The organism is Hyphomicrobium sp., assembly GCF_035687085.1.
Classification (GTDB): domain Bacteria; phylum Pseudomonadota; class Alphaproteobacteria; order Rhizobiales; family Hyphomicrobiaceae; genus Hyphomicrobium_B.
Genome location: NZ_DASRYS010000005.1, coordinates 87722 through 109138, shown reverse-complemented (window position 1 = coordinate 109138; position 21417 = coordinate 87722). Strand labels below are relative to the sequence as shown.

16 protein-coding genes are annotated in these 21417 nt (G+C 62.4%); 6 read left to right on the top strand and 10 right to left on the bottom strand.

Translation table 11 applies throughout. From position 1 onward, the window contains the following. Positions 1-380: 380 nt before the first annotated feature. Complete coding sequence (locus VFG26_RS03935) at positions 381-2828, top strand: ATP-dependent helicase (protein WP_325022446.1); 2448 nt, start codon at positions 381-383, stop codon at positions 2826-2828. A gap of 263 nt (positions 2829-3091) precedes the next feature. Then, entirely contained in the window at positions 3092-3289 is a 198-nt protein-coding gene (locus VFG26_RS03930) for a hypothetical protein (RefSeq protein WP_325022444.1), read from the top strand. A gap of 78 nt (positions 3290-3367) precedes the next feature. Here VFG26_RS03930 and VFG26_RS03925 read toward each other — a convergent pair whose 3' ends face one another. Beyond that, the gene (locus VFG26_RS03925; RefSeq protein WP_325022443.1) at positions 3368-4648 is read right to left on the bottom strand and encodes a J domain-containing protein; all 1281 of its coding nucleotides are present in this window, start codon (positions 4646-4648) and stop codon (positions 3368-3370) included. 293 nt (positions 4649-4941) lie between these two features. Here VFG26_RS03925 and VFG26_RS03920 point away from each other — a divergent pair, with 293 nt between their 5' ends. The 4 genes from VFG26_RS03920 (at position 4942) to VFG26_RS03905 (ending at position 9432) form a co-directional block, all read left to right on the top strand. Further along, a complete protein-coding gene (locus VFG26_RS03920) occupies positions 4942-6399 on the top strand; it encodes a DUF3754 domain-containing protein (RefSeq protein WP_325022441.1) in 1458 nt (485 codons plus the stop codon). A gap of 7 nt (positions 6400-6406) precedes the next feature. Next, on the top strand, positions 6407-7282 hold the full coding sequence (locus tag VFG26_RS03915) for a 50S ribosomal protein L11 methyltransferase (RefSeq protein WP_325022439.1): 876 nt from the start codon (positions 6407-6409) through the stop codon (positions 7280-7282). Between the two features lie 44 nt (positions 7283-7326). Beyond that, positions 7327-9138 (top strand): aminopeptidase P family protein, encoded by a 1812-nt coding sequence (locus VFG26_RS03910; RefSeq protein WP_325022437.1) that lies wholly within the window; start codon positions 7327-7329, stop codon positions 9136-9138. A gap of 90 nt (positions 9139-9228) precedes the next feature. Further along, entirely contained in the window at positions 9229-9432 is a 204-nt protein-coding gene (locus VFG26_RS03905; protein ID WP_325022435.1) for a hypothetical protein, read from the top strand. Here VFG26_RS03905 and ligA read toward each other — a convergent pair. The 9 genes from ligA to murC all read right to left on the bottom strand — a co-directional run bounded on the left by ligA (position 9423) and on the right by murC (position 21405). After that, positions 9423-11564, bottom strand: a complete 2142-nt coding sequence (gene ligA / locus VFG26_RS03900) for an NAD-dependent DNA ligase LigA (protein ID WP_325022433.1) — start codon at positions 11562-11564, stop codon at positions 9423-9425. The two genes, VFG26_RS03905 and ligA, sit on opposite strands and share 10 nt — an antisense overlap. Before the next feature lie 98 nt (positions 11565-11662). Beyond that, on the bottom strand, positions 11663-12532 hold the full coding sequence (locus VFG26_RS03895; protein ID WP_325022431.1) for an outer membrane protein assembly factor BamD: 870 nt from the start codon (positions 12530-12532) through the stop codon (positions 11663-11665). 237 nt (positions 12533-12769) lie between these two features. Continuing rightward, positions 12770-13711, bottom strand: a complete 942-nt coding sequence (lpxC, locus tag VFG26_RS03890) for a UDP-3-O-acyl-N-acetylglucosamine deacetylase (RefSeq protein WP_325022429.1) — start codon at positions 13709-13711, stop codon at positions 12770-12772. 374 nt (positions 13712-14085) lie between these two features. Further along, a complete protein-coding gene (gene ftsZ, locus VFG26_RS03885; RefSeq protein WP_325022427.1) occupies positions 14086-15642 on the bottom strand; it encodes a cell division protein FtsZ in 1557 nt (518 codons plus the stop codon). Between the two features lie 95 nt (positions 15643-15737). Further along, positions 15738-16994 carry a cell division protein FtsA gene (ftsA, locus tag VFG26_RS03880; RefSeq protein ID WP_325022425.1) on the bottom strand — a complete coding sequence of 419 codons (1257 nt, stop codon included), beginning with the start codon at positions 16992-16994 and terminating at the stop codon, positions 15738-15740. 12 nt (positions 16995-17006) lie between these two features. After that, complete coding sequence (locus VFG26_RS03875; RefSeq protein ID WP_325022423.1) at positions 17007-17927, bottom strand: cell division protein FtsQ/DivIB; 921 nt, start codon at positions 17925-17927, stop codon at positions 17007-17009. 71 nt (positions 17928-17998) lie between these two features. Continuing rightward, the gene (locus tag VFG26_RS03870) at positions 17999-18952 is read right to left on the bottom strand and encodes a D-alanine--D-alanine ligase (RefSeq protein ID WP_325022422.1); all 954 of its coding nucleotides are present in this window, start codon (positions 18950-18952) and stop codon (positions 17999-18001) included. A gap of 39 nt (positions 18953-18991) precedes the next feature. Then, entirely contained in the window at positions 18992-19969 is a 978-nt protein-coding gene (gene murB, locus VFG26_RS03865) for a UDP-N-acetylmuramate dehydrogenase (RefSeq protein WP_325022420.1), read from the bottom strand. Continuing rightward, on the bottom strand, positions 19969-21405 hold the full coding sequence (murC, locus tag VFG26_RS03860; protein WP_325022418.1) for a UDP-N-acetylmuramate--L-alanine ligase: 1437 nt from the start codon (positions 21403-21405) through the stop codon (positions 19969-19971). The genes murB and murC overlap by 1 nt, the downstream gene beginning before the upstream one ends. Positions 21406-21417: the final 12 nt, after the last annotated feature.

Sequence of the window (21417 nt, the reverse complement as noted above, 5' to 3'; positions counted from 1 at the left end):
TAGTTGATTTGTAAATGTGCATGACGGCAAGCCGAGTATCGTCGGCAAAGCAAACTTGCGATGGTCCTGATGTGATGCTTCCACGCAATTTGCCAGTCGCGGCTCATCAAGCCCCCGACGCCGCGCGAGGGTCCATGCGTCTCGCATTTCCAGTGAACGCGGCGCACGCACAATCTTCAGGCAGCAACGATCCACAAGCCGCGACCGATGGCGTTTTCGGCCCCGCCGGATTCCAAAAACGCCGCGTCCCCCAATCGAGGAATGTTCGCGTTTTCAAACGCTTGAATACCTGTGGATCGATTTGCCATTAGCCGTCCCAAAGGCCGCGGCCGGGCGCCGCGCCAGTTGTACGTTCAGCCTCGGTGGTTTACCTGACAGGGATGACCTCATTTCCGAAACCGAACGCCGCCGGCAGCGGAGATTTGCCGCACGATGACGACCCGCCGTTCGATCTGCCAGAAGCGCCCCGCGCGGCGCGTCCTGATGACACGAACCGCCAGTCGATCTCCGCGCGCGCCGTCGCCGCGTCTTACGGGCAGCCGCGATATCTCGAAGGCCTGAACCCTGAGCAGCGCGACGCCGTCGAAACGACCGAAGGCCCGCTGCTGGTACTCGCAGGCGCAGGCACCGGCAAAACGCGCGTTCTGACGACCCGCATCGCGCACATTCTCGCAACCGGCCGCGCGTACCCGTCGCAAATTCTCGCCGTCACCTTCACGAACAAAGCCGCGCGCGAAATGCGTGAACGCATCGGCACGCTCATCGGCGGCACGCTCGAAGGCATGCAGTGGCTCGGCACGTTCCACTCCATCGGCGTCAAAATTCTACGCCGCCACGTCGAGCTCGTCGGCCTGAAACCCGGTTTCACGATTCTCGACGATGACGACCAGGTGCGCCTGCTGAAGCAGGTCATCGAAGCCCACGGCATCGACAAGGATCGCTGGCCGGCGCGCCAGCTCGCGAGCCTCATCGACAGCTGGAAGAATCGCGGGCTGACGCCCGACAAGGTCCCCGAAGGCGAAGCCTATAACTTCGCGGGCGGCAACGGCGCCAAGCTTTACGCGGCCTATCAGGCCCGCCTGAAGGATCTCAACGCCTGCGACTTCGGCGATTTGCTTCTCGAATGCATCAGGCTCTTCCGGGAACACCCGGACGTGCTTGCCGATTATCATCGGCGCTTCCGCTACATCCTGGTGGACGAGTATCAGGACACCAACGTCGCTCAATACCTGTGGCTGCGCCTCTTGGCGCAAGGATCGCCCAACGTCTGCTGCGTGGGCGACGACGATCAGTCGATCTACGGTTGGCGCGGCGCCGAGGTCGATAACATCCTGCGCTTCGAGAAGGACTTTCCAGGCGCCAAGGTCATCCGGCTCGAACGCAATTATCGCTCGACCGCAAACATCCTCGCCGCCGCATCCGGGCTCATCGCCAAGAACGATGGCCGTCTCGGCAAGACGCTCTTCACCGACGGTGCGGCCGGCGCCAAGGTCACGGTCGCGAACTTCTGGGACGACGAAGCCGAAGCCCGCGCTATCGGCGAATCGATCGAGCAGTTCCAGCGCAAGCAGGAACGCCTGAACGATATGGCCGTTCTGGTACGCGCCTCATCGCAGATGCGCGCCATCGAAGACCGCTTCATCACGCTCGGGCTGCCCTATCGCGTCATCGGCGGCCCGCGCTTCTACGAGCGCCAGGAAATCAAGGACGCCATCGCCTACCTCGACGTCGTCGCGAACCCCGCGAACGACCTGAAATTCGAGCGCATCGTCAACGTGCCGAAGCGCAGCTTGGGCGACACGACCGTCAAGCGCATTCACGAGCTGGCGCGCGCACGCTCGATCCCGCTCTATCAGGCAGCCCGTGAGATCGTCGAAACCGACGAGCTGACGCCACGCGCGCGCAAATCTCTCTTCGACCTGACGCAAATGTTCGAGCGCTGGCGCGCGAACCTCGAGCACATGCGCCATACCGATCTCGCCGAGCTGATCCTCGACGAGTCCGGTTACACGGCGATGTGGCAGGCCGACAAAAGTCCGCAGTCGCAGACGCGTCTCGAAAACCTGAAAGAACTCGTGCGCTTCATGCACGATTTCGACTCGTTGCAAGGCTTCCTCGAACACGTCTCGCTCGTCATGGACGCCGAGCAGGGAAGCGACGGCGACCGCGTCTCTTTGATGACGCTGCACGGCGCCAAAGGCTTGGAGTTCGGCATCGTCTTCCTTCCCGGCTGGGAGGAAGGCCTGTTCCCGCATCAGCGCTCGCTCGATGAAAGCGGCAAGGCGGGCCTGGAGGAAGAGCGCCGGCTGGCCTACGTCGGCATCACGCGCGCAAGGCGGATCGCCAAGATTTCGTTCGCACAGAACCGCCGGACCCACGGCCTTTATCAATCTGCCCTGCCGTCGCGCTTCGTCGATGAGCTGCCGCTCGCGGCTGTCGAAGTGGAGCAAAGCGAAATGCCGTACGGCGGCAGGCCGGATCCGTTTGGCTATGGAGGCGGCTTCGGCACTCAAAGCCGCTTTGATCGCCCGGGTGCCTCGGAGCCCTTCCGCTCAACCTACAACACGCCCGGATGGCAGCGCGCCCAGCAATCCTGGAGCAGCAGCAAAAAGGATCCGAAGAAGCGATCCCGCGGTCCGCTCACGCTTGAAGGCGAGCTGGTCGCCGCATCGACCGCGAACGCGCCATCATTCAAAACCGGCACGCGCGTACGCCATGAGAAATTCGGCGAAGGAACGGTCACGACAGTCGATGGCAATAAGCTGACCATCGAATTCGACGACGGTTCAATCAAGCGCGTGGTGGCGAGCTTCGTCGATCTCGTCTGACGATCGGGCAGGGTTAATGCTCAAGCCCTGTCTAATTGTTGCCGCCAAGTTCTTCGTATCGCCTTATTTGTGAGGCACCTTATCCCCAGCTCGTTGAGCGTGGGGGTTCATCAGCTAAATCAAAACTTTGAAAGCGCCGGGTTCAACCGGTGCAGGTCGGGTGCGTTCGCGTAAGTCCCTGACTAAAAAGAAGTTTGCGAGGACATGAAACCGAAACGAGGGACCTTTGTTTGGGAGGGTAGAGTCCTTGAAAGGAGCTATCCATGAGCACTTACCGCTTTCCGTTAAGGGGTAAGGTCGGCGTCGTGCGCGGAAAAGACGGGGACGTTCCCGCGCGGCGGATCGGTGTTCAGCGTGATTTGAGCCGGGCAAATCGCAGGAACTACCTGCTGACAGAAACGACTCCGCTGACCGAGGAGGAGATCAGAAATCTCCCGGTCGCCCATCGTTACTCTTCATGAGTTGAAATAAGAAATCCATTCGGACTCGAATGTACGGCGGCACCGCTTCTTAAATGAGTGGTGCCGTTTGTGTTTGGATCAGGCGGCCGCCGCGGGCCGCACCTTCAACAAATCCCACGCAGCATTGATTTGCTTGATTCGCTGCTCCCGGTGCCGCCGATCGGCCTCATCGCGCGCGTGGTCGGGATGCCATGACATCCGCAAGGCATCGACGATCTTTTTGACCGCCGCGTCCGGCGCATCCGGATTGAGCCCAAGAATTCTATAGGCCTCGAACACCGTCGTCGGCGGATCGGATTCAGCTGCCGTTGCGCGATCGTCCGGCCCGAACATGGCTCCTTGGGCGATACGCGCGATTCGGTCGAGGTCCCGCGTGATCGCGCGAACTGCCGCCCGCAGCTTCTCCGGTCCGAGCTGCGCAGCCCGCCGGCCGAGATCTGCCGTCCGGTCGTAGAGAGCGTCGAGTTCAGACGCGAGTACATCCCGCAGCAGAAGATCGCCCGGAAGAGAAGCCACCAAGTGCTCGATTTCGTGCAGGCGGGCATGCACGTGTCCGAGCGGATTGGCCTCGTCGCTTTCATCGCCATCCTGCGCAGTGGCGGCCCGCCAATTTTCATAACTCCGGCTGAAGCCCGAGGCGCCCCGCGAAAAAGCTTCCGTCACAAATTTCCACAGTCCGGCGGCGCGCGAAGTTCCCCTCGCTGCCGAATTCAGAAACTCGAACGATGTCAGTTGCCGCCGCCGTACCAGCAGCAGGCAAGCCGCCATCATCGAGATGAGAAGCATCGAGAGGACGCCTGCCACCTTCCACGCGTTTCCAGAAGCCGGCGTATTCACCAATGCCGCCGCCGGATCGACAACCGTGATCCATGGCGCTTGCTCGGGCTCGCTTTCGCTACGCAAAGCGGCAGGTTCGATGACCGCATCAGCGGAAAGGGTCTGCGAGGCGACTTGCGGCATCGTCGTGGTGCGCCCGAAACCCGGGAAGACGAAACGGCCTCTAAGCTTGCTGACAGGCGCATATCCGGCCGGAAGTTGGCTGGGCAGGTGAACGCCCACCTCGCGAGCCGAGGCAGCAACTTTCGCCCAGGCGACGCGCTGGCCCGCGCACTCGATGGAAAATTTGTAGATCATCATCGTTTCGCAGGTCCACGCTGCCGAACCGGAGCATGAAGGAAACGGCATATCCTGCCGCGGACCGATGATGCGATAGGTCGTCTCTTCAGAGGGCGTCAGGCGCGGCACCCCACCGTCCATCGTGCAACTGTAAGGTAGAACGAGTTCTTCCGCCGCAACGGCACCGCATCCAAGGACAAGGCATACTGCCAAGCCCGAGGCCAAAGAACGCAAAGCCCCCATGATCTCCGCCCCTGAACGAAAATCCCTCTAATACAAGTTGTGCATGATCTTAGTTCAACAAAGTCCCCACTATGGCGAAATCCAAAGTTATGAACTGAAAAATTCAGCGCGCCGCGGAACTTAGTGATGTATCATCAACCAGTCCGCAACTGGCCGATCCGCACCGGTTGGCTCGAAATGCTCGTCATCATTCCGCGACGAGGGGCTGCCAGGCTCGCTTCATCTTACGCGAGTCGCTATGAACTGGGGCGGGTAAGAAGCTGGGTTTGAAACGGAAGTTCGGGGAGTTGTGAATGGCGTCGGCAGATTTTTCGGAAGGCCGATTTCACCATAGGCCAAGCCTTTTTCAGCGGCTTGCGGATCTGGCCGACTTCGAAGCCAAGCCGGCCGAAATCATCGAAGATGCAGAACGCCATCCGATCGATATTCTTGACCCCGATGACACGCGCAAGCGCGAGCGCTTTATTCCCGTCACCCGCTTCGCCCTGCTCGACCGCCTGACGAAGCCCCACTTGTGGCCAGTCGGCCAAGCTGCCGACGCGCGCCGCTTTTTCCGCTATCTCGACTACTGGCGCCAGCAGCAGTATTTCGCACTTCTGCTCGACCTCGAACAGACCTACGAGGCCTTCTCGCCCGACAGCGACCTCCTGATGACGCGCAGCTTCTCCGACGACGAGCGCGAAGCCTTAAAGCATCGCGTCTTCGAAGGCGTCGAAAGCCTGCTCGAGCGCGCCAACTACGAGCGCATCGACCCCAGCAACGTCGAACTCATCCTCACACGCGAGAGCCACTACGGGCTTGATCTCTTCGTCGATATGAAAGCTTTCGAGCGCATTTCGATCTTCTATCGCGGCGCTTCGAACCGGAAATACGAGCGCCGCCGCATCGCCAAGTTCCTGCGCCGCGAAGAATACGACGTGCCGATTTTCCAGCGGCTCTTCATCATGTTCAAGTTGAAGCCCTTCGATGTGCGCGTCGAAGAGATCATGCGCGAGAAGAAGATCACGCGCGAGGCTGCCGAAAAGCAGGTCGCCAAATCGCGCGCCAACCTGCCCAAGAACGTCAACGAGAAGAACATCTATCTGAAGCTCTTCAAGAACATCCCGCGCACCGACATCGAGATGGTGTTTCCGAACACGCAGGTTCGTTTTCGGGCGATGGATAAACTCCGCCTCGGCGTCACCGCGGGTGGAGGCCTCGGCATGGGTGCCGCGGGCGCTGCCGGCAAGGTCGCGCTCCTGATGAGCAACCCGATCGCAGCTCTTGGCGCGCTCGCCGGGCTTGGCGGCATCGCGACCCGGCAGGCAATGGGGTTCTTTAACCAGAAGCAGCGCTACATGGTCATCATGGCGCAGAACCTTTACTTCCACACCATGGCGGACAATCGCGGCGTGATACTGAAAATCGCGGCCCGCGGCGCCGAGGAGGACGTGAAGGAGGAAATGTTGCTCTACAGCGTTCTCGCCAAGGAGAAGTCGTCGCGCGCAGATTTGCCCTCCATCGACCTCGCAATCGAAAATTACCTCACCCGCACCTTCGGCGTGAAAATCGATTTCGACATCGACGATGCGCTCGACCGCTTGATCCGCGACGGCATCGTCGTAGAGAAAGCCGATGGCTCCTTCGTCACGTTGCCACCGGCCGAGGCCGCAAAGCATATCGATGCGAAGTGGGACCTGTTCCTAGATCACCTACCCGATCCTATCAGTACGGAAGGCTACGAGTTCGAAGGCAGAACCGTCTCGAACTGAACATCCAATGGCAGTCAAAAAATTCGCGGCCGCATTCAGCGACCGATCCCTGGCTTATGAAACCGGCAACGCCCTTCAGGATCTGATCGAGCCCCCGCCGGATGCGCTGACCGTGTTCGAAGATGGGCCCAACCGCTGGCGCCTCGAAGCCTATTTCGACGGCGACGCAGGCGATCGCGATCTGGCCGCGGAACTCGAGCCCCTCGTGCAAGGCCCGCTGCCCGAGTTTACGATCGAAACGGTACCGGATCTCAACTGGGTCGCCATCTCGCAGGCCGCCCTGCCGCCCGTCCACGCCGGCCGCTTCACCATCCACGGCAGCCACGACAAGGGCCGCATCGCCGGTGGCCCGAACGCGATCCTGATCGACGCCGGAGAAGCCTTCGGCACGGCCCACCATGCCACCACGCTCGGCTGTCTGTTGGCCATCGACCGGCTGACGCGTGCGAAAACCTTCCATAACGTCTTCGACCTTGGCTGCGGCTCGGGCGTGCTCGCCATCGCCGCGTCCAAAGCCCTGCCCCATGCCGACATCATCGCCGCCGACCTCGACCCGCAGTCGGTCAAGGTCGCCACCGAAAACGTTAGGCTCAACGGTGCCGCAAGCCGTATTGCGCTCTACGTCGCGAGCGGCGTTGGACATCCGAAAGTGCGCAGCCGCGCCCCGTTCGACCTCTTCATCGCCAACATCCTGGCCGGACCGCTGATCCGCCTCGCGCCCTCGATCTCGCGCGCGGTCGTCCCCGGCGGCACGCTGGTCCTATCGGGCATTCTGATCCCGCAGGCGCCCGAGGTCATCGCCACCTACCGCGCCCACGGCTTCACGCTCGCCCGACACGACCGCCTCACCGGCTGGTCCACGCTGACGCTCGAACGCCGCTGAAATCGCCATTGCCGCTTTGAAGGTTGCCGCTTAGAACCTCAACCATGCTGCAGACTTTTGAATCCCTGTCGGAGCCTGAGCGCGTCGCCGAACGCGTGAAGGCCCTTCGCGCACTCATGGCGCGCTCCAAGCTCGACGCCGTCCTTATTCCCCGCGCCGACAGGCACCAGGGCGAATACGTGCCGGCCTCGGCCGAGCGCCTCAAATGGCTGACAGGATTTTCAGGCTCGGCCGGCATCGCCGTCGTCACCAAACGATCCGCCGTCCTCATGGTCGATGGTCGCTATCCCGTTCAAGCCGCCGCCGAGACTGACACGAACATCTTCGAAGTCTCGCTGCTTCCGCGCGGCAAGCTTTCCGATTGGCTGAGCGAGCATCTGGGACGCGGCCAGACGATCGGCTTCGATCCGTGGAACCATACGTCAGGTGAAATCGAGCGGCTGAATAAAGCCCTCGGTCCGAAAGGACTGAAGCTCAAGGCGCTCGCCAGCAACCCGGTCGACATGATCTGGGGTAAGGCCCGCCCGGCCCCGCCGCAAAATCCCGTCATTGCTCAGCCGATCGCGCTCGCCGGCAGGACGCCCGCCGACAAGCTCTCCGAGTTGCAGGCGCGGCTGAAGAGCGAAGGCCAGAGCGCCGTCATCCTGACGCTGCCCGATTCGATCTGCTGGCTCTTCAACATTCGCGGCAGCGACGTTGCGCACAACCCCGTCGTGCTCGCATTCGCCATCGTACCCGCGAGCGGCAAGGCCGAACTCTTCATCGCCCCGGACCGCTTCGACCGTGAGGCTCGCGCCGCCGTCGCGCCGGTGGCAAAGTTGCTTCCGCCTGAGATGCTCGCTGCGCGCTTGCAGGAGCTGAAGGCCAAGGGCAAGCGCGTACGCCTCGATACCGAATCCGCCGCCTACTGGTTCGAGGCGCGGCTCGGATCAAAACTCATCGCGCGCGGACAAGACCCGTGCATCCTCCCGAAGGCGATCAAGACCGACGCCGAAGTGATCGGCGCCCGCGCCGCACACCTCCGTGATGGCCACGCCGTTGTCCGCTTCCTCGCCTGGCTCGACGACTGGGCCGCTGACGGAACGTTGGACGAGATCACGGCCGTCCAGAAGCTTGAAGAGTTCCGCCGCGACACCAACATGCTGCGCGACGTGAGCTTCCCGACCATTTCAGGTTCGGGTCCCAATGGCGCCATCGTCCACTACCGTGTGACGGAAGACACCAACCGGCGCATGCAGCCGGGCGAACTCTTCCTCGTCGACAGCGGTGCCCAATATCACGACGGCACGACCGACATCACGCGCACCGTCGCCATCGGCGAGCCGAGCGAAGACATGAAACGGCATTTCACCGCCGTTCTGAAAGGTCATATCGCCGTCGCGACGGCCCGTTTCCCGAAAGGCACGCGCGGCATCGATCTCGATCCATTCGCCCGCCGCGCCCTCTGGCAGATCGGCGCCGACTTCGATCACGGAACGGGCCACGGCATCGGCAGCTATCTATCGGTGCACGAAGGCCCGCAATCGATCTCGCGCGCCGGCATGGCGACGCTCCACCCCGGCATGCTGATCTCCAACGAGCCCGGCTATTATAAAGTCGGCGAATACGGGATCCGCATCGAGAACGTCGTGCTCGTCACTCTGCCCGAACCCGTCGAAGGCGGTGACCGCGAGATGATGGCCTTCGAAACGCTGACGCTCGCGCCCATCGATCGCCGTCTGATCGTGCCCGGCATGCTCGATGCCAGCGAGCGCGATTGGCTCAATGCCTATCACAAGCACGTATTCGAAACGCTCGCGCCGGGCCTCGATCCATCGACGCGCAATTGGCTGAAGCAGGCAACAAAGCCGGTTTAGCTCGCCGTCATAGCCTGTCTCACTCGTGACAGCGCAACAGCCGGCTATTCCATAAATCTCCCTCATGCATCAGCCCGAGGGAGAACACCGATGTTTCTGATCCACGAATTGACAGCCGCGCCGCATTTTCCCGAAGCCTTGAAAGCCGTAACCGGCTTCGGCCGTCCTGAAAATATCCTGGCGCTCCTGGCGGACGCAGCGTCGGGCGACGGCAGCATCGAAATCACGATGCGCAACGGCGAAATCTTCATTACGCGTGCGCCGGGCTCAAACGCGGCCGCCGATCAGCCCTGACCAACGAGCGCGATCCACTCGTCCTCATCGAGCACGGTCACGCCAAGCGCCCGTGCGTTGGTGAGCTTCGAGCCCGCATCCGCGCCCGCGATTACATAATCGGTCTTCTTCGAGACCGATCCCGACACCTTCGCGCCAAGCCGCTCGGCCTGCGCTTTTGCTTCGTTCCGCGTCAGCTTCGTCAGCGTGCCGGTGAAGACGACCGTCTTGCCGGTCACGGGCGAAGCCTTCGTCTGCAGGCGCTCGTACGGCTTGACCGTTACTTCCGCAAGCAAGGCATCGAGCTGTTCCTTATTGTGCTCTTCGCCAAAGAAATCGACAAGCGCATCGACAACCGTTTCGCCGATGCCTTCGATATTATCGATATCCTCGTAAGCAGGGCTGCCCTTGCCGCCTTCGACAGCAGCCTCAACGGCTTCGCGAACAAGCTTCAGCGAGCCATACGCCTTGGCCAGATCCTTCGCGGTGGTCTCGCCGATGTGCCGGATGCCCAGCGCATAAAGAAAACGATCGAGCGGCACTTCGCGGCGCGCATCGATGGCCGAGAACAGTTTGCGGACTGACGTTTCCTTGAACCCTCTGACTTTGACCAGAGGCTCGTCCGACTCGCTGTCCCGCCGCTCGAGCGTGAAGATATCGGCGGGCGTCTTGATGCGGCCCGTATCGAAGAAGAACTCGATCTTCTCCGCGCCGAGACCATCGATGTCGAAGGCGTTGCGCGACACGAAATGCTTCAAGCGTTCCTTCGCCTGCGCCGGGCAGATGAGACCGCCCGTGCAGCGGCGGACGACATCCGCACGGCCCGTCTCCTCGACCGATTCACGCACGGCGTGACTGCCGCAAACCGGGCAGACAGTCGGAAATTCGAACGGCTTCGAATGCTTTGGCCGCTTGTCGAGAACGACTTCCACCACTTGCGGAATGACGTCGCCCGCGCGCTGCACGACGACCGTATCGCCCTCGCGAATGTCTTTACGCGCGATCTCGTCTTCGTTGTGCAGCGTCGCATTCGACACGACGACGCCGCCGACCGTCACCGGGCGAAGCTTCGCAACGGGCGTCAGCGCACCGGTGCGCCCCACCTGAATATCGATCTTATCGAGCACCGTGGTCGCCTGCTCGGCCGCGAACTTGTGCGCAATCGCCCAGCGCGGCGAACGCGATACAAAACCGAGCCGCTCCTGATAATCGAGCCGGTTGACCTTGTAGACGACGCCGTCGATGTCATAGCCGAGCGTCGCGCGCTTGCGCTCGATATCGCGATAGAATGCAACGAGATCGTCCGTGCTCGTTGCGACGTGCATCAGCGGATTGACCGGCAATCCCCAGTCGTGAAAGGCCTTGATGACGCCCGCTTGCGTATCGGCTGGAACGTCCGAAGCCGCGCCCCAGGTGTAGGCGAAGAACCGCAACGGCCGCCTCGCCGTGATCGATGGATCGAGCTGACGCAGCGAGCCCGCCGCCGCGTTCCGCGGATTGGCGAAGACCTTACCGCCGCTTTTCGCCTGCGCCGCGTTGAGCTTCTCGAAGTCCTTCGTGCCCAGATAGATCTCGCCGCGAATGTCGATAACATCGGGAACATTCCGCCCCTTGAGCTTATGGGGAATCTCTTTGACCGTCTTGATGTTCGCAGTGACGTTCTCGCCTTCGAAGCCATCGCCGCGGGTCGCCGCCTGCACGAGTTCGCCGCCCTCGTAGCGGATCGAGATCGAAAGCCCGTCGATCTTCGGCTCGGCCGTAACCTCCAAAGCATCGTCCGCACTGAGACCTAAGAATCGACGCACGCGCTCGACGAAATCGATGACGTCTTGATCGTCGAACGCATTGCCGAGCGACAGCATCGGAACGTCGTGCCGGATCTTGCCGAACGCAGCGAGCGGCGCCGCGCCCACCGTCTTCGTTGGACTATCCGAACGTTGAAGTTCCGGATGCGCCTTCTCGAGTTCATCGAGGCGGCGGCGCAGCGCATCGTAGGCGGCGTCCGAAATCTCCGGCGCGTCATGCCGGTAGTAGAGATCGTCGTGATGGGCGATTTCGGCCGCCAGCCGCGCCATCTCAGCCGCGGTTGTTTCCGCTTTAGCAGCCGCCGATGCGCCGCCTTTCGACTTCTTTTTCGAACCTTCTGGAGACATGACGATCTCGGATCACGGGAGAAAAGCAAAAGCGCGGCGGGATCTCCGGCCGCGCTCCACTTCTAGCACGAGGCGATTTTCAGATAAAAACCGGCCAATCAGCCGTTACCCGAGCTCAGGCTAGGTACGCTCAGCTTCGGCACGGCGTTCCATGTCTTCGACAGCCAGGAGCCGCCATCCTCGCGCGGCGCCAATCCATCCGAGGCCAGCAGCGTATAGGAATCCTTGTACCACTTGCTGTCGGGGTAGTTGTGACCGAGGACGGCCGCAGCGTTCTGCGCTTCTTTGGTGATCCCCAGCGCCATGTAGGCTTCGACGAGCCGCGCCAGCGCCTCTTCGACATGCGCCGTCGTCTGATAATCGCTGACCACCGTCTTGAACCGGTTGATCGCGCCGACGTAGTTGCGCTTGTTGAGATAGTACCGGCCGACTTCCATTTCGTTGGCCGCTATGTTGTCCTGACAGATGCGGATCTTGTTGTCGGCATCGCGCGCGTATTCGCTATCGGGATACCGCGATTTCAGGATCTTGAACTGCTCAAGCGCCTTACGCGCCGGCGTCTGGTCGCGATTGGCGGTCTTCAAATCATCGAAATAGGCGGACGCGATGACGTGGTGCGCCAGCGGCGCTTCCTTCGTGCCTGGATGCATCGTGATGTAACGCTCGGCCGAGGCGATGGCCTCCGGTGACTTGCCGGCACGGTAGTAAGCGTAGGCCGCCATGACGATGGAGCGACGGGCTTCCTGCGAATAGGGATGCTCGCGATCGACCATCTCGAACTTGGTCGCGGCGTCGTCGAAATTGCCCTTCGACATGAGGGCATCCGCATCAGCGAACATCTTGCTCGGCGGATCGGGATTGAGAGCCGAAGTATCGAGCTTGTTACCGGCGCAGCCGGCTAACGCCAACCCGGCCACGACTGCCGCAGCCTTCAGAACTCTTGTGATGTCTCGCGTCGTTCTCATCATGCGCCGCGTTGCTTCCCACACTGGCTGACGTTGGTGTCAACGCCGGCCAAACTCTGACGACGACCGCATGCGGATAGCACCCCGAAGCTCGCCCCGAAAGATGAATCGTCAGCATATCCCAAGCCAACGGCCCCTCGCCCGAGGCTAAAGCCAGAATGTGGTGCATTCCGGGCCGCTTGAGACGAGAATGGCGCCCAACAGGGGCGCCAATTTCGAGCAGAGAATAAAGCTTTTGGCCTATTCCGCTGCGACAACGGTCTGCGGCACGAGATGCACCGGCGAACGTGAGGTGCGTGCCCGCGGAGCCAGCGCGATTTCCCAGTTCGAAGCATCCGCGAAGAGTGCCTGCAGAACCATGGAATTGAGGCGGTGGCCGCCGCGATAAGAGCGATAGGCGCCGAGCAGCGGCATACCGGCAAGCGCCAGATCGCCAACGGCGTCGAGCATCTTGTGGCGGACGAACTCCTGCGGATAGCGCAGGCCTTCTTTGTTCATCACCTTGCCGTCACCGATGGCGACCGTGTTGGTTAGATCGGCGCCGAGTGCCAAGCCCGCCTTCCAGAGCTTCTCGACATCGCTCATGAAGCCGAAGGTACGGGCGCGAGACAGCTCGTGGCGGAACACGCCAGGGCTCATCTCATATTGAAGACGCTGCCGGCCAATGACGGGAGACTGGAAGTCGATCTCGACGTCCATACGGAACCCGGCATGCGGCTCGAGAGTGCCCCAGCAGCCGTTTTCCTCAACGCGGACCGGCTTCAAGACCTTGATGTATTTGCGCGGCTCCGAAAGTTCACGGATGCCGACCCGATCGATGGCATCGACGAACACCGCCGAGCTGCCGTCCATGATCGGAACTTCTTTGCTGTCGATTTCGATGTAGAGGTTGTCGATCGACAGGCCGCGAAGGGCGGCAAGCAGATGCTCTACTGTTCCAACTGTGGCCCCGGCTTCGTCGCCGATGACCGTGCAAAGCGTAAGATTCTTGACGTTGGCTACGTGCGCCGCGATCTCCGAGATGACCTTTCCTCGTTTCGTAACGAGAAAGCGGAGCCCAGTATCAGCCTCTGCTGGATGCAGTGTGAGTGATACCGGAGCTCCGCTGTGCACCCCCGTGCCTGTCAACTGGATCTCGCGGGCAAGCGTGGTTTGCCGCGCACCGATGAATCGATTCGACATACAGCGCCGTCCCTCATTCTTTGGCGGGCCGCTGCTCCCCAGCATTATGCGGCCAACCAACCCCCTGACCCCGTCTGGACGATCCCTTCGATTTCAAAGCGAGCCGGCCTTATTTTTGGCCGTGTAAGCTCTGCTCAAAGGTGCATCGCAAGTGGTCGATGCACAAAAGCTAACTGCTTCGCCAAACACCGACAAATCACGCTTTCTTACATTCTGTTACGCTTTGGCAACCATGCTTGACGCCGTGACAGTCTTGATGCAGCCCCAATTTCTTCGCGTTTTTGGCGAGAAAAACCATCCCCTCGATGCTCCGCATTTTCGACGAATCAAAATCAAAAATCGAGCGCCTTGCAGATACTTTCTCTCACCTCTTCTCAGCGTCGCCCGCGGCTGGCGAAACGTTCAAGAAGCCCAGGTTTTCTGGCCTCTTCTGCATCTCCATGGCTCGTCCGCTGACCCCGGCCGTGATGCGCGTTCCACTCCTTCTGGGCTTGCGGAGGGAATTCCTCGATAGCGGGCAGCCGGCGCGCGCCACGATGGATTTCGGCGGGCGCCTGCGGCTCGAATCGCGAATCATAATGCTGGCCCGCAGGGGCCGTCGGCAGCGGCGGCGTGCGTAACAAAGCGTTGCCGGAGAGGGGAGGAAAATTTTCCAGCCCGTCTTCGATCATAACGTTTCCGGGAGCAACCCAGCTGTCACGATTCTGTCGTGGTGATTCATTGTGGACAGGATGGGAAATATTCTGCCCCGGAGCACCCGGTGAAGGCTGCAGAGCCGCTGCCAGCCGCCGCTGCAGATCGCCTGGCGGCGGGGGCGGCGGAACGGCTCCCGTCGCCGGGCCATGCGCGGCAGAGCGCGCCGGCTGCGGTTGCTGGGGTTGCGCCTGAGTCGCGGCGGCCCGCGGCGTGTCTTCCGCATCTGCCATGGCGCGGAGCCCGCTCTGCTGGCCGGTGATGGATTCGGCCGCCCGGTTCATGCCCGATGCGACGATCGAGACGCGCAGCCGGTCGCCGAGCTGCTCCTCAAAAGTTGCACCCACAATGATGTTGGCGTCCGGATCGACTTCTTGGCGGATTCGGCTCGCCGCCTCATCGACTTCATAAAGGGTCATCTCGCGGCCGCCAGAAATCGACAGCAACAGCCCCTTGGCGCCGCGCAGCGTCACGTCATCGAGCAGCGGATTGGCGATCGCCTCTTCGGCCGCCAGGATAGCGCGCCGCTCGCCCGTCGCCTCGCCCGTGCCCATCATCGCCGTGCCCATGCCGCTCATGATCGTTTTGACGTCGGCGAAATCGAGATTGATGAGGCCTTCCTTCAGCACCAGTTCCACGATGCAGGCCACGCCCGAATAGAGCACCTGATCGGCCAGCACGAAGGCTTCCGCGAACGTCGTGCGTTCGTTGGCGATGCGGAACAGGTTCTGGTTCGGAATGACGATGAGCGTATCGACGAGATGGCGCAGGCTCTGCACGCCCGCTTCCGCGATGCGCATGCGACGCGCGCCTTCGAACTGGAACGGCTTACAGACAACGCCGACCGTCAGCGCGCCGAGCTCACGCGCAATCCGCGCGATGACCGCCGCAGCGCCTGTTCCCGTGCCGCCGCCCATGCCGGCCGCGATGAACACCATATGCGCACCGGCAATATGGGTGCGCAGTTCTTCGAGCGCCTCTTCGGCCGCCGCCTCGCCGATTTCCGGCCGGGCGCCCGCGCCCAGGCCTTCGGTCAAGTTGACGCCCAGCTGAATGCGGTGCTCGGCGCTCGACGCTTCGAGCGACTGCGCATCCGTGTTCGCAACGACGAATTGCACACCCTGCAATCCGGCTGCGATCATGTTGTTGACGGCGTTGCACCCGGCCCCGCCGACGCCGATCACCGTGATCCGCGGCTTGGCGTCGACCAGCTTCGGCAATTGCAGCTTGATGCTCATGGCTTCCCCGACATTGATGATTTGCCGTTTCGTGCGATTCCGCGAGGCGCCTCGCCCCATGTCTTCGCCGGCTTCGATTGGTTGTTCGACATCGTCTAAAACCCGCCCTTGAGCCAGGTGCCCACGCGGCCGAGATAGCCTTGCGTCACCGTTTTGCGGCTCCGCGCTCCGCTCAATTCGGCCTCGCCCCGTGCCGCGATCAGTGCCAGTCCTGAAAGCGTAGCAAGTTGCGGCCCCGCGAGGCTTGCATTGAGGCCGGGAAGATCAGTCGGCCGCCCAAGGCGCACGGACCGGCCGAATTCGTGCGCGACGAATTCCGGCAATCCCAGAAGCTGGCTGGCTCCGCCCGTCAGAACGACTTTATCTCCCGCGTAGCGGCTCGCCGCGTTGAGCGAGAGACGCTCACGCACGAGTCCCATGATCTGCTGCACGCGCGGCCGGATGATATCGGTCAGCCGCGCCTTGGTGGTTTCGTAGCTCGCGTCGTCCTCTTCGCCCGCAATAGGATAGGAAAACGACTCGTGCTCGTCGGATTGGGCATTGTGAAGTGTGCCATAAAGCGTTTTGATTCGCTCGGCTTCGGCGAGTGGCGTCTGCAACGCCTTGGCGATATCGTACGTGATGTGATGACCGCCGACAGGGATCACGTCCGTCCCAGTGAACGCACCGTCTGCAAACATCGCGATGGACGTCGTTCCAGCCCCGAAATCGATACAGGTAACCCCGAACTGGCGCTCTTCCGGCGTCGTCGCGGCAAGCGCGCTCGCGTAAGGAGCGGCAACGAGGCCGTCGCAGCTCGCGTAGCACCGGTCGACGAGTACGAGCAGGTTTCGCAGCGGCGCCTCATCAGCCGTCACCGCATGAAGGCCTGCCGAAAGCCGGCGCGCCGACAGTCCAAGCGGATCGCGGACCCCGCTCGCGCCATCCACTTCGTAGCCGAGGCGATTGAGATGTATCAGCGTGCGCCCATCGCGCTCCGCGTAGCTCTCGCCGGCCGCCATCAGGCGCGCGAGATCATCCTGCGTCACCAATCCCGACTCGACATCGGTGCGCGCCGTGCAGTGCACGGACGAAAGCCGCCCCGCCGTAATCGACAGCGTGAACCCGCCCACCGAAATGCCGGCTGCCCGTTCCGCGTTGCCGATCACGCCGCGGACAACCGATTCCGCCTCGTCGAGATCCGTCAAGACGCCGGCCTTGATGCCCTTCGAACGCTGCAGGCCAAGCCCGGCCAGCCGCAACGAGGGCTTCGCCGCGCCCGCCACGTATTCAGCCACGACGACAGCGGCCACAGTTTTGCTGGTGCCAATATCGAGAAGACCGAAAGTCCGGTAATTGCGCCGATCCGCCACAAACAATCTCCGTTAAGGCCGTTCTGAAACCAAAGAAACGGTCTGGGCGCTCGCCCCGAATGCGGTTTGTGCAGAGTTGCCTTCCAAAGGCCGCATCGCAATTCGCCCAGGGGTGCGAACATCTACGACCATCGCCGCTCCCGTGAGCGCCTGAGCGGACTCGCGGGTCGTGGCGATTTCTTCAAAACCTTCGATTTCACGATCGGCGCCGAGCTCGAGCATCGTTCCGTTCTTGAGGACGATCCGCCAGCGGCGCTCAGCCACGCGTTCGCCGTAAGCGTACTGCCGTTCGATCGTGGGGTAGTGCTTCAGAGCCGACAGCATCGAAAGCGCTTCGCGGTCCGCGCCCTCGCCGGTGACGCGCGGCAGCTTCCAGCTGGAGCCGCGAGCAGCAGGTCCGAGCGTGCGCCCCGTCGCATCGACGAGGAAGCTCGTCTCGCCCCGCTGGTGAAGGAAAGCCGGTGTCCGTTCGCGGATGACGACATCGAGCGTGCCTGGATAGATGCGCGTGATCTGCGCACTGTCGACCCAGGAAATGCGCTCGATCCGTTTCAGAGCCGCATCGGAATCAAATGCCGCGAATGTTCTGACATTGGGAAGATCGAGCGCGTCGTACACGTCCGAGTCGGATGCGTAGCGCTGCCCGGAAACGTTCACCTGATCGATGCCGAAACCGGCCGCGATCATCACGTCATTGGCCTTCGCCGCGAAATCGATCGAGGGAAGCTTGCTGAACTGCAGCGCGAGCCCGGCGGCCCCCACCGCGATCGTGGCCGCGCCCGCAACAAGCGCCGGCTTCACCCACCCTTGAGCGCGCCGGAAGCGGCGCAAATGCCGTTCGACGCGGGTCGTCTGCACGTCGAGAACCGGGCGCCGGGTTGCGCCACTGGCAACGCGCCGCGTCCCCGTGGCAGCGCTTCGTGCCTCGGTCATCCAGCGAGCAGCATCGGGTTCCGGCGTTGGCGCATCGTGTGCAGCCCGCCACCAGAACCGGTGCTTTCGCTCTACCTGTTGCAACTCGCGTCCTCGACCATCCATCGGACGAGGTCACCGAACGACCAGCCGGCATACCCCGCCAGCTCAGGCACGAGAGAGGTCCCCGTCATGCCCGGCTGAGTGTTGACTTCGAGGCAGATCAGCTCGTTGGTTCCGCCCTCGGTATCGTCGAAGCGGAAGTCGGCCCGCGATACGCCGCGACAGCCTAAAGCCTGATGCGCCCTTAAGGTTAAGGAACGGACCAACTGGTAAATATCTGGTAAAAGTTGTGCAGGCAGCTGATGCTTGGAGCCACCTGGAGCGTACTTGGACTCGTAATCGTAGAAGGATAGTCCCCTTAAAGGCACAATCTCGATCACGTCGGTGACAAAATCCCCGATGACAGCGCAGGTTAACTCGCGTCCCGCAATGTAACGCTCGACCATCACGATCTCGTCCAGCGGACCGCCCACGCTGATCGAATTGGGCGGCCGTTCGCTGTCCGGCGGCACGATGACGACGCCGACGCTCGAGCCCTCCTTGAGAGGCTTGACCACGTAGGGCGCGGGCATCACGTGACCCTCCAGCGCCTCTCCGCGTGTCACGAGCTTCGCCTCCGCCACGGGCACGCCGGCGAGCTTCATGACGTCCTTCGCCCGCTCCTTGTGCATGGCGAGCGCGGACGCCAGCACGCCCGAGTGCGTGTAGGGGATGCCGAGAAGCTCCAGCACGCCCTGTACGCAGCCGTCCTCGCCGAACTTCCCGTGCAGCGCGTTGAAGCACACATCGGGCTTCAGCTCCTGCAGCCGGGCCGCCAGATCCCGGTCGACGTCGATTTCGGTGACCGTGTAGCCTTCCTGCAAAAGCGCCTCGCCGACCGCCAAGCCGGAATTCAAGCTCACTTCGCGTTCAGCGGACAACCCGCCCTTCAAAACCGCTACGTGGTTGCGCGTGCGCGGAGGCACCGGGCCGAGTTCATTCATGGCTGGCTCGCTTGGGTCAAAGAGACATGTGTAGTTTGATCAGTTTTGGTTGGCAGGTATAGCGGCGCTTGTTCCCGCCAACGCTTCGCCCTGAGGACGGCCGGGCTTGGGCACGCCGAGCCGGATGATCTCCCAGTCGAGCGTCACGCCCGATGCTGCAAGCACCCGCGCCCGCACCGTCTCGCCCAGCGTCTCGACGTCTTCGCCGGTCGCCTGATTGTCATTGATCAGAAAGTTGCAGTGCATCTCGGAGACTTTTGCTCCGCCGACGCGCAAACCCCGGCAGCCCGCCTGATCCACGAGCTTCCACGCGCTATGCCCCGGCGGGTTCTTGAATGTCGAGCCGCCCGTGCGCTCCTTGATCGGCTGATTCTTCTCCCGATACTCGGCGACCGCATCCATCTCTTTGAGGATCTCGGCCGGATCGCCAGGCTCGCCTTCGTACGTCGCCTCGGTGAAGATCCAGTCCTTCGGAATCCCAGAGTGCCGGTACGTGAAGCCCATGTCGGCGAGCGACAGCACATGGATGTTGCCATCGGGATCGACAGCCCGCGCACCGACGAGGCAATCCTTCGTTTCCCGCCCGTGCGCGCCCGCATTCATGCGCAACGCGCCGCCGATCGATCCGGGAATGCCGCGATAGAACGCGAGCCCGCGAATGCCCGCATCCGCCGCCGCCCGCGCCACTTTCACGTCCGGAACTGCCGTGCCTGCGCGCAGGCGCTGGCCTTCGACCTCGATCTGTCCGAAGCCGCGGCCGAGCCGGATGACGATGCCGGGCACGCCGCCGTCGCGCACCAGCAGGTTCGAGCCAAGCCCGATGACCTGACAGGGAAGCTCCCGCGGCCGGTGCTTCAGGAAGTACGCGAGATCGGCCTCGTCTGCGGGCATGAACAGCACTTGCGCCGGACCGCCGACGCGAAACCACGTGACGTCGGCGAGCGACGCATTCGCGCTCATACGACCCCGAAGTTCCGGCATCCGCGCGGCAAGCTCGCCGGTGACGTCGGTAAACATCAGCCCTCGCTCCCCGTCCGCTGCGGTTCCTCCGCCAGCCAGCCGGCAAGCGCATTTGCCCATTCCGTCGAATTTCCAGCGCCGAGACAAACGACGATATCGCCTGGACGCGCCACGCGCCGGATCGCGCCGGCCAGCAGGCTCGGATCATCGACCGCTTCCGCAGGCCGCCCGCCGATCGTTCTGATACGCTCCGCCAAACTGCGGTTATCGACGCCCGGGATCGGACTTTCGCCCGCCGTATAGAGCGGCGCCACGATCACGCTATCGGCATCCTTGAAGCACTGCGCAAACTCATCGAACAGATCGCGCACGCGCGTAAACCGGTGCGGCTCGACGACCGCGATCACGCGGCCTTTCGTTCCGGCCCGCGCTGCCCCGAGCACCGCCGAGATTTCCGCCGGATGGTGCCCATAGTCGTCGTAGATGCCGACGCCGTTCCATTCGCCCGCAAACTGAAAACGCCGTTTGACGCCGGAAAATCCTGCCATCGCCGCTTTGATCTTGGCGTCCGGCACGCCGGCATGCATCGCAACCGCAATCGCGGCGAGCGCATTGAGCGCGTTGTGCGAACCCGGGATCGGCACCGTCCAGCCTTCCAGCCGCCGCGCACCGCCCTTCACATGCGCCGCCAGCGTCGCATCGAACGTCGTCGTGTTTCCGGAAATGCTGACGCGGTCGAGCACGAGATCGGCATCCTTGCTCTGGCCATACGTCAGGAGCTTGCGCCCGTCCGCGCGAAGATTGAGCCGCTGGATCATCTCGCGCACGACCGGATGATCAATGCACGCGACAGCGAGCCCGAAGAACGGAATGTTCCGCAGAAACGCTTCGTATTCGCGGTGCATCGCCTCGACCGAGCCGAAATAGTCGAGATGTTCGGGATCGATATTCGTCACGATGCCGATCTCGGTCGGCAGCCGCGTGAATGTGCCGTCGCTTTCATCCGCTTCGACGATCATCCACTTGCCCTGGCCGAGCCGGGCGTTCGAACCCCACGAATTGATGATGCCGCCGGTGATGACGGTGGGCTCTTCGCCCGCTTCCGTGAAGATGTGCGAAAGCAGCGACGTCGTCGTCGTCTTCCCGTGCGTACCCGTCACCGAGATTGTCGAATAAAGCCTCATCAGTTCCGCCAGCATCTCGGCGCGGCGGATGATCGTCAGCCCCTTCTGCCGGGCCGCGACCAGTTCCGGATTGAGCGCCTTCACCGCCGTCGAAATGACGACGTAGCGCGCCCCGATCAGGTTGACCGGATCATGCCCGACGAAAACGCGAATGCCCTTGGACCTGAGCCGCCGGACGTTGGCGCTCTCTTTCTGATCCGAGCCCTGGACCGTGTAGCCCTTGGCGACCAGAATTTCGGCAATGGCGCTCATGCCGATGCCGCCGATTCCGATGATGTGGAAAGGGCCGATGTCGCGGGGCATCTGCATGGATGGAAATTA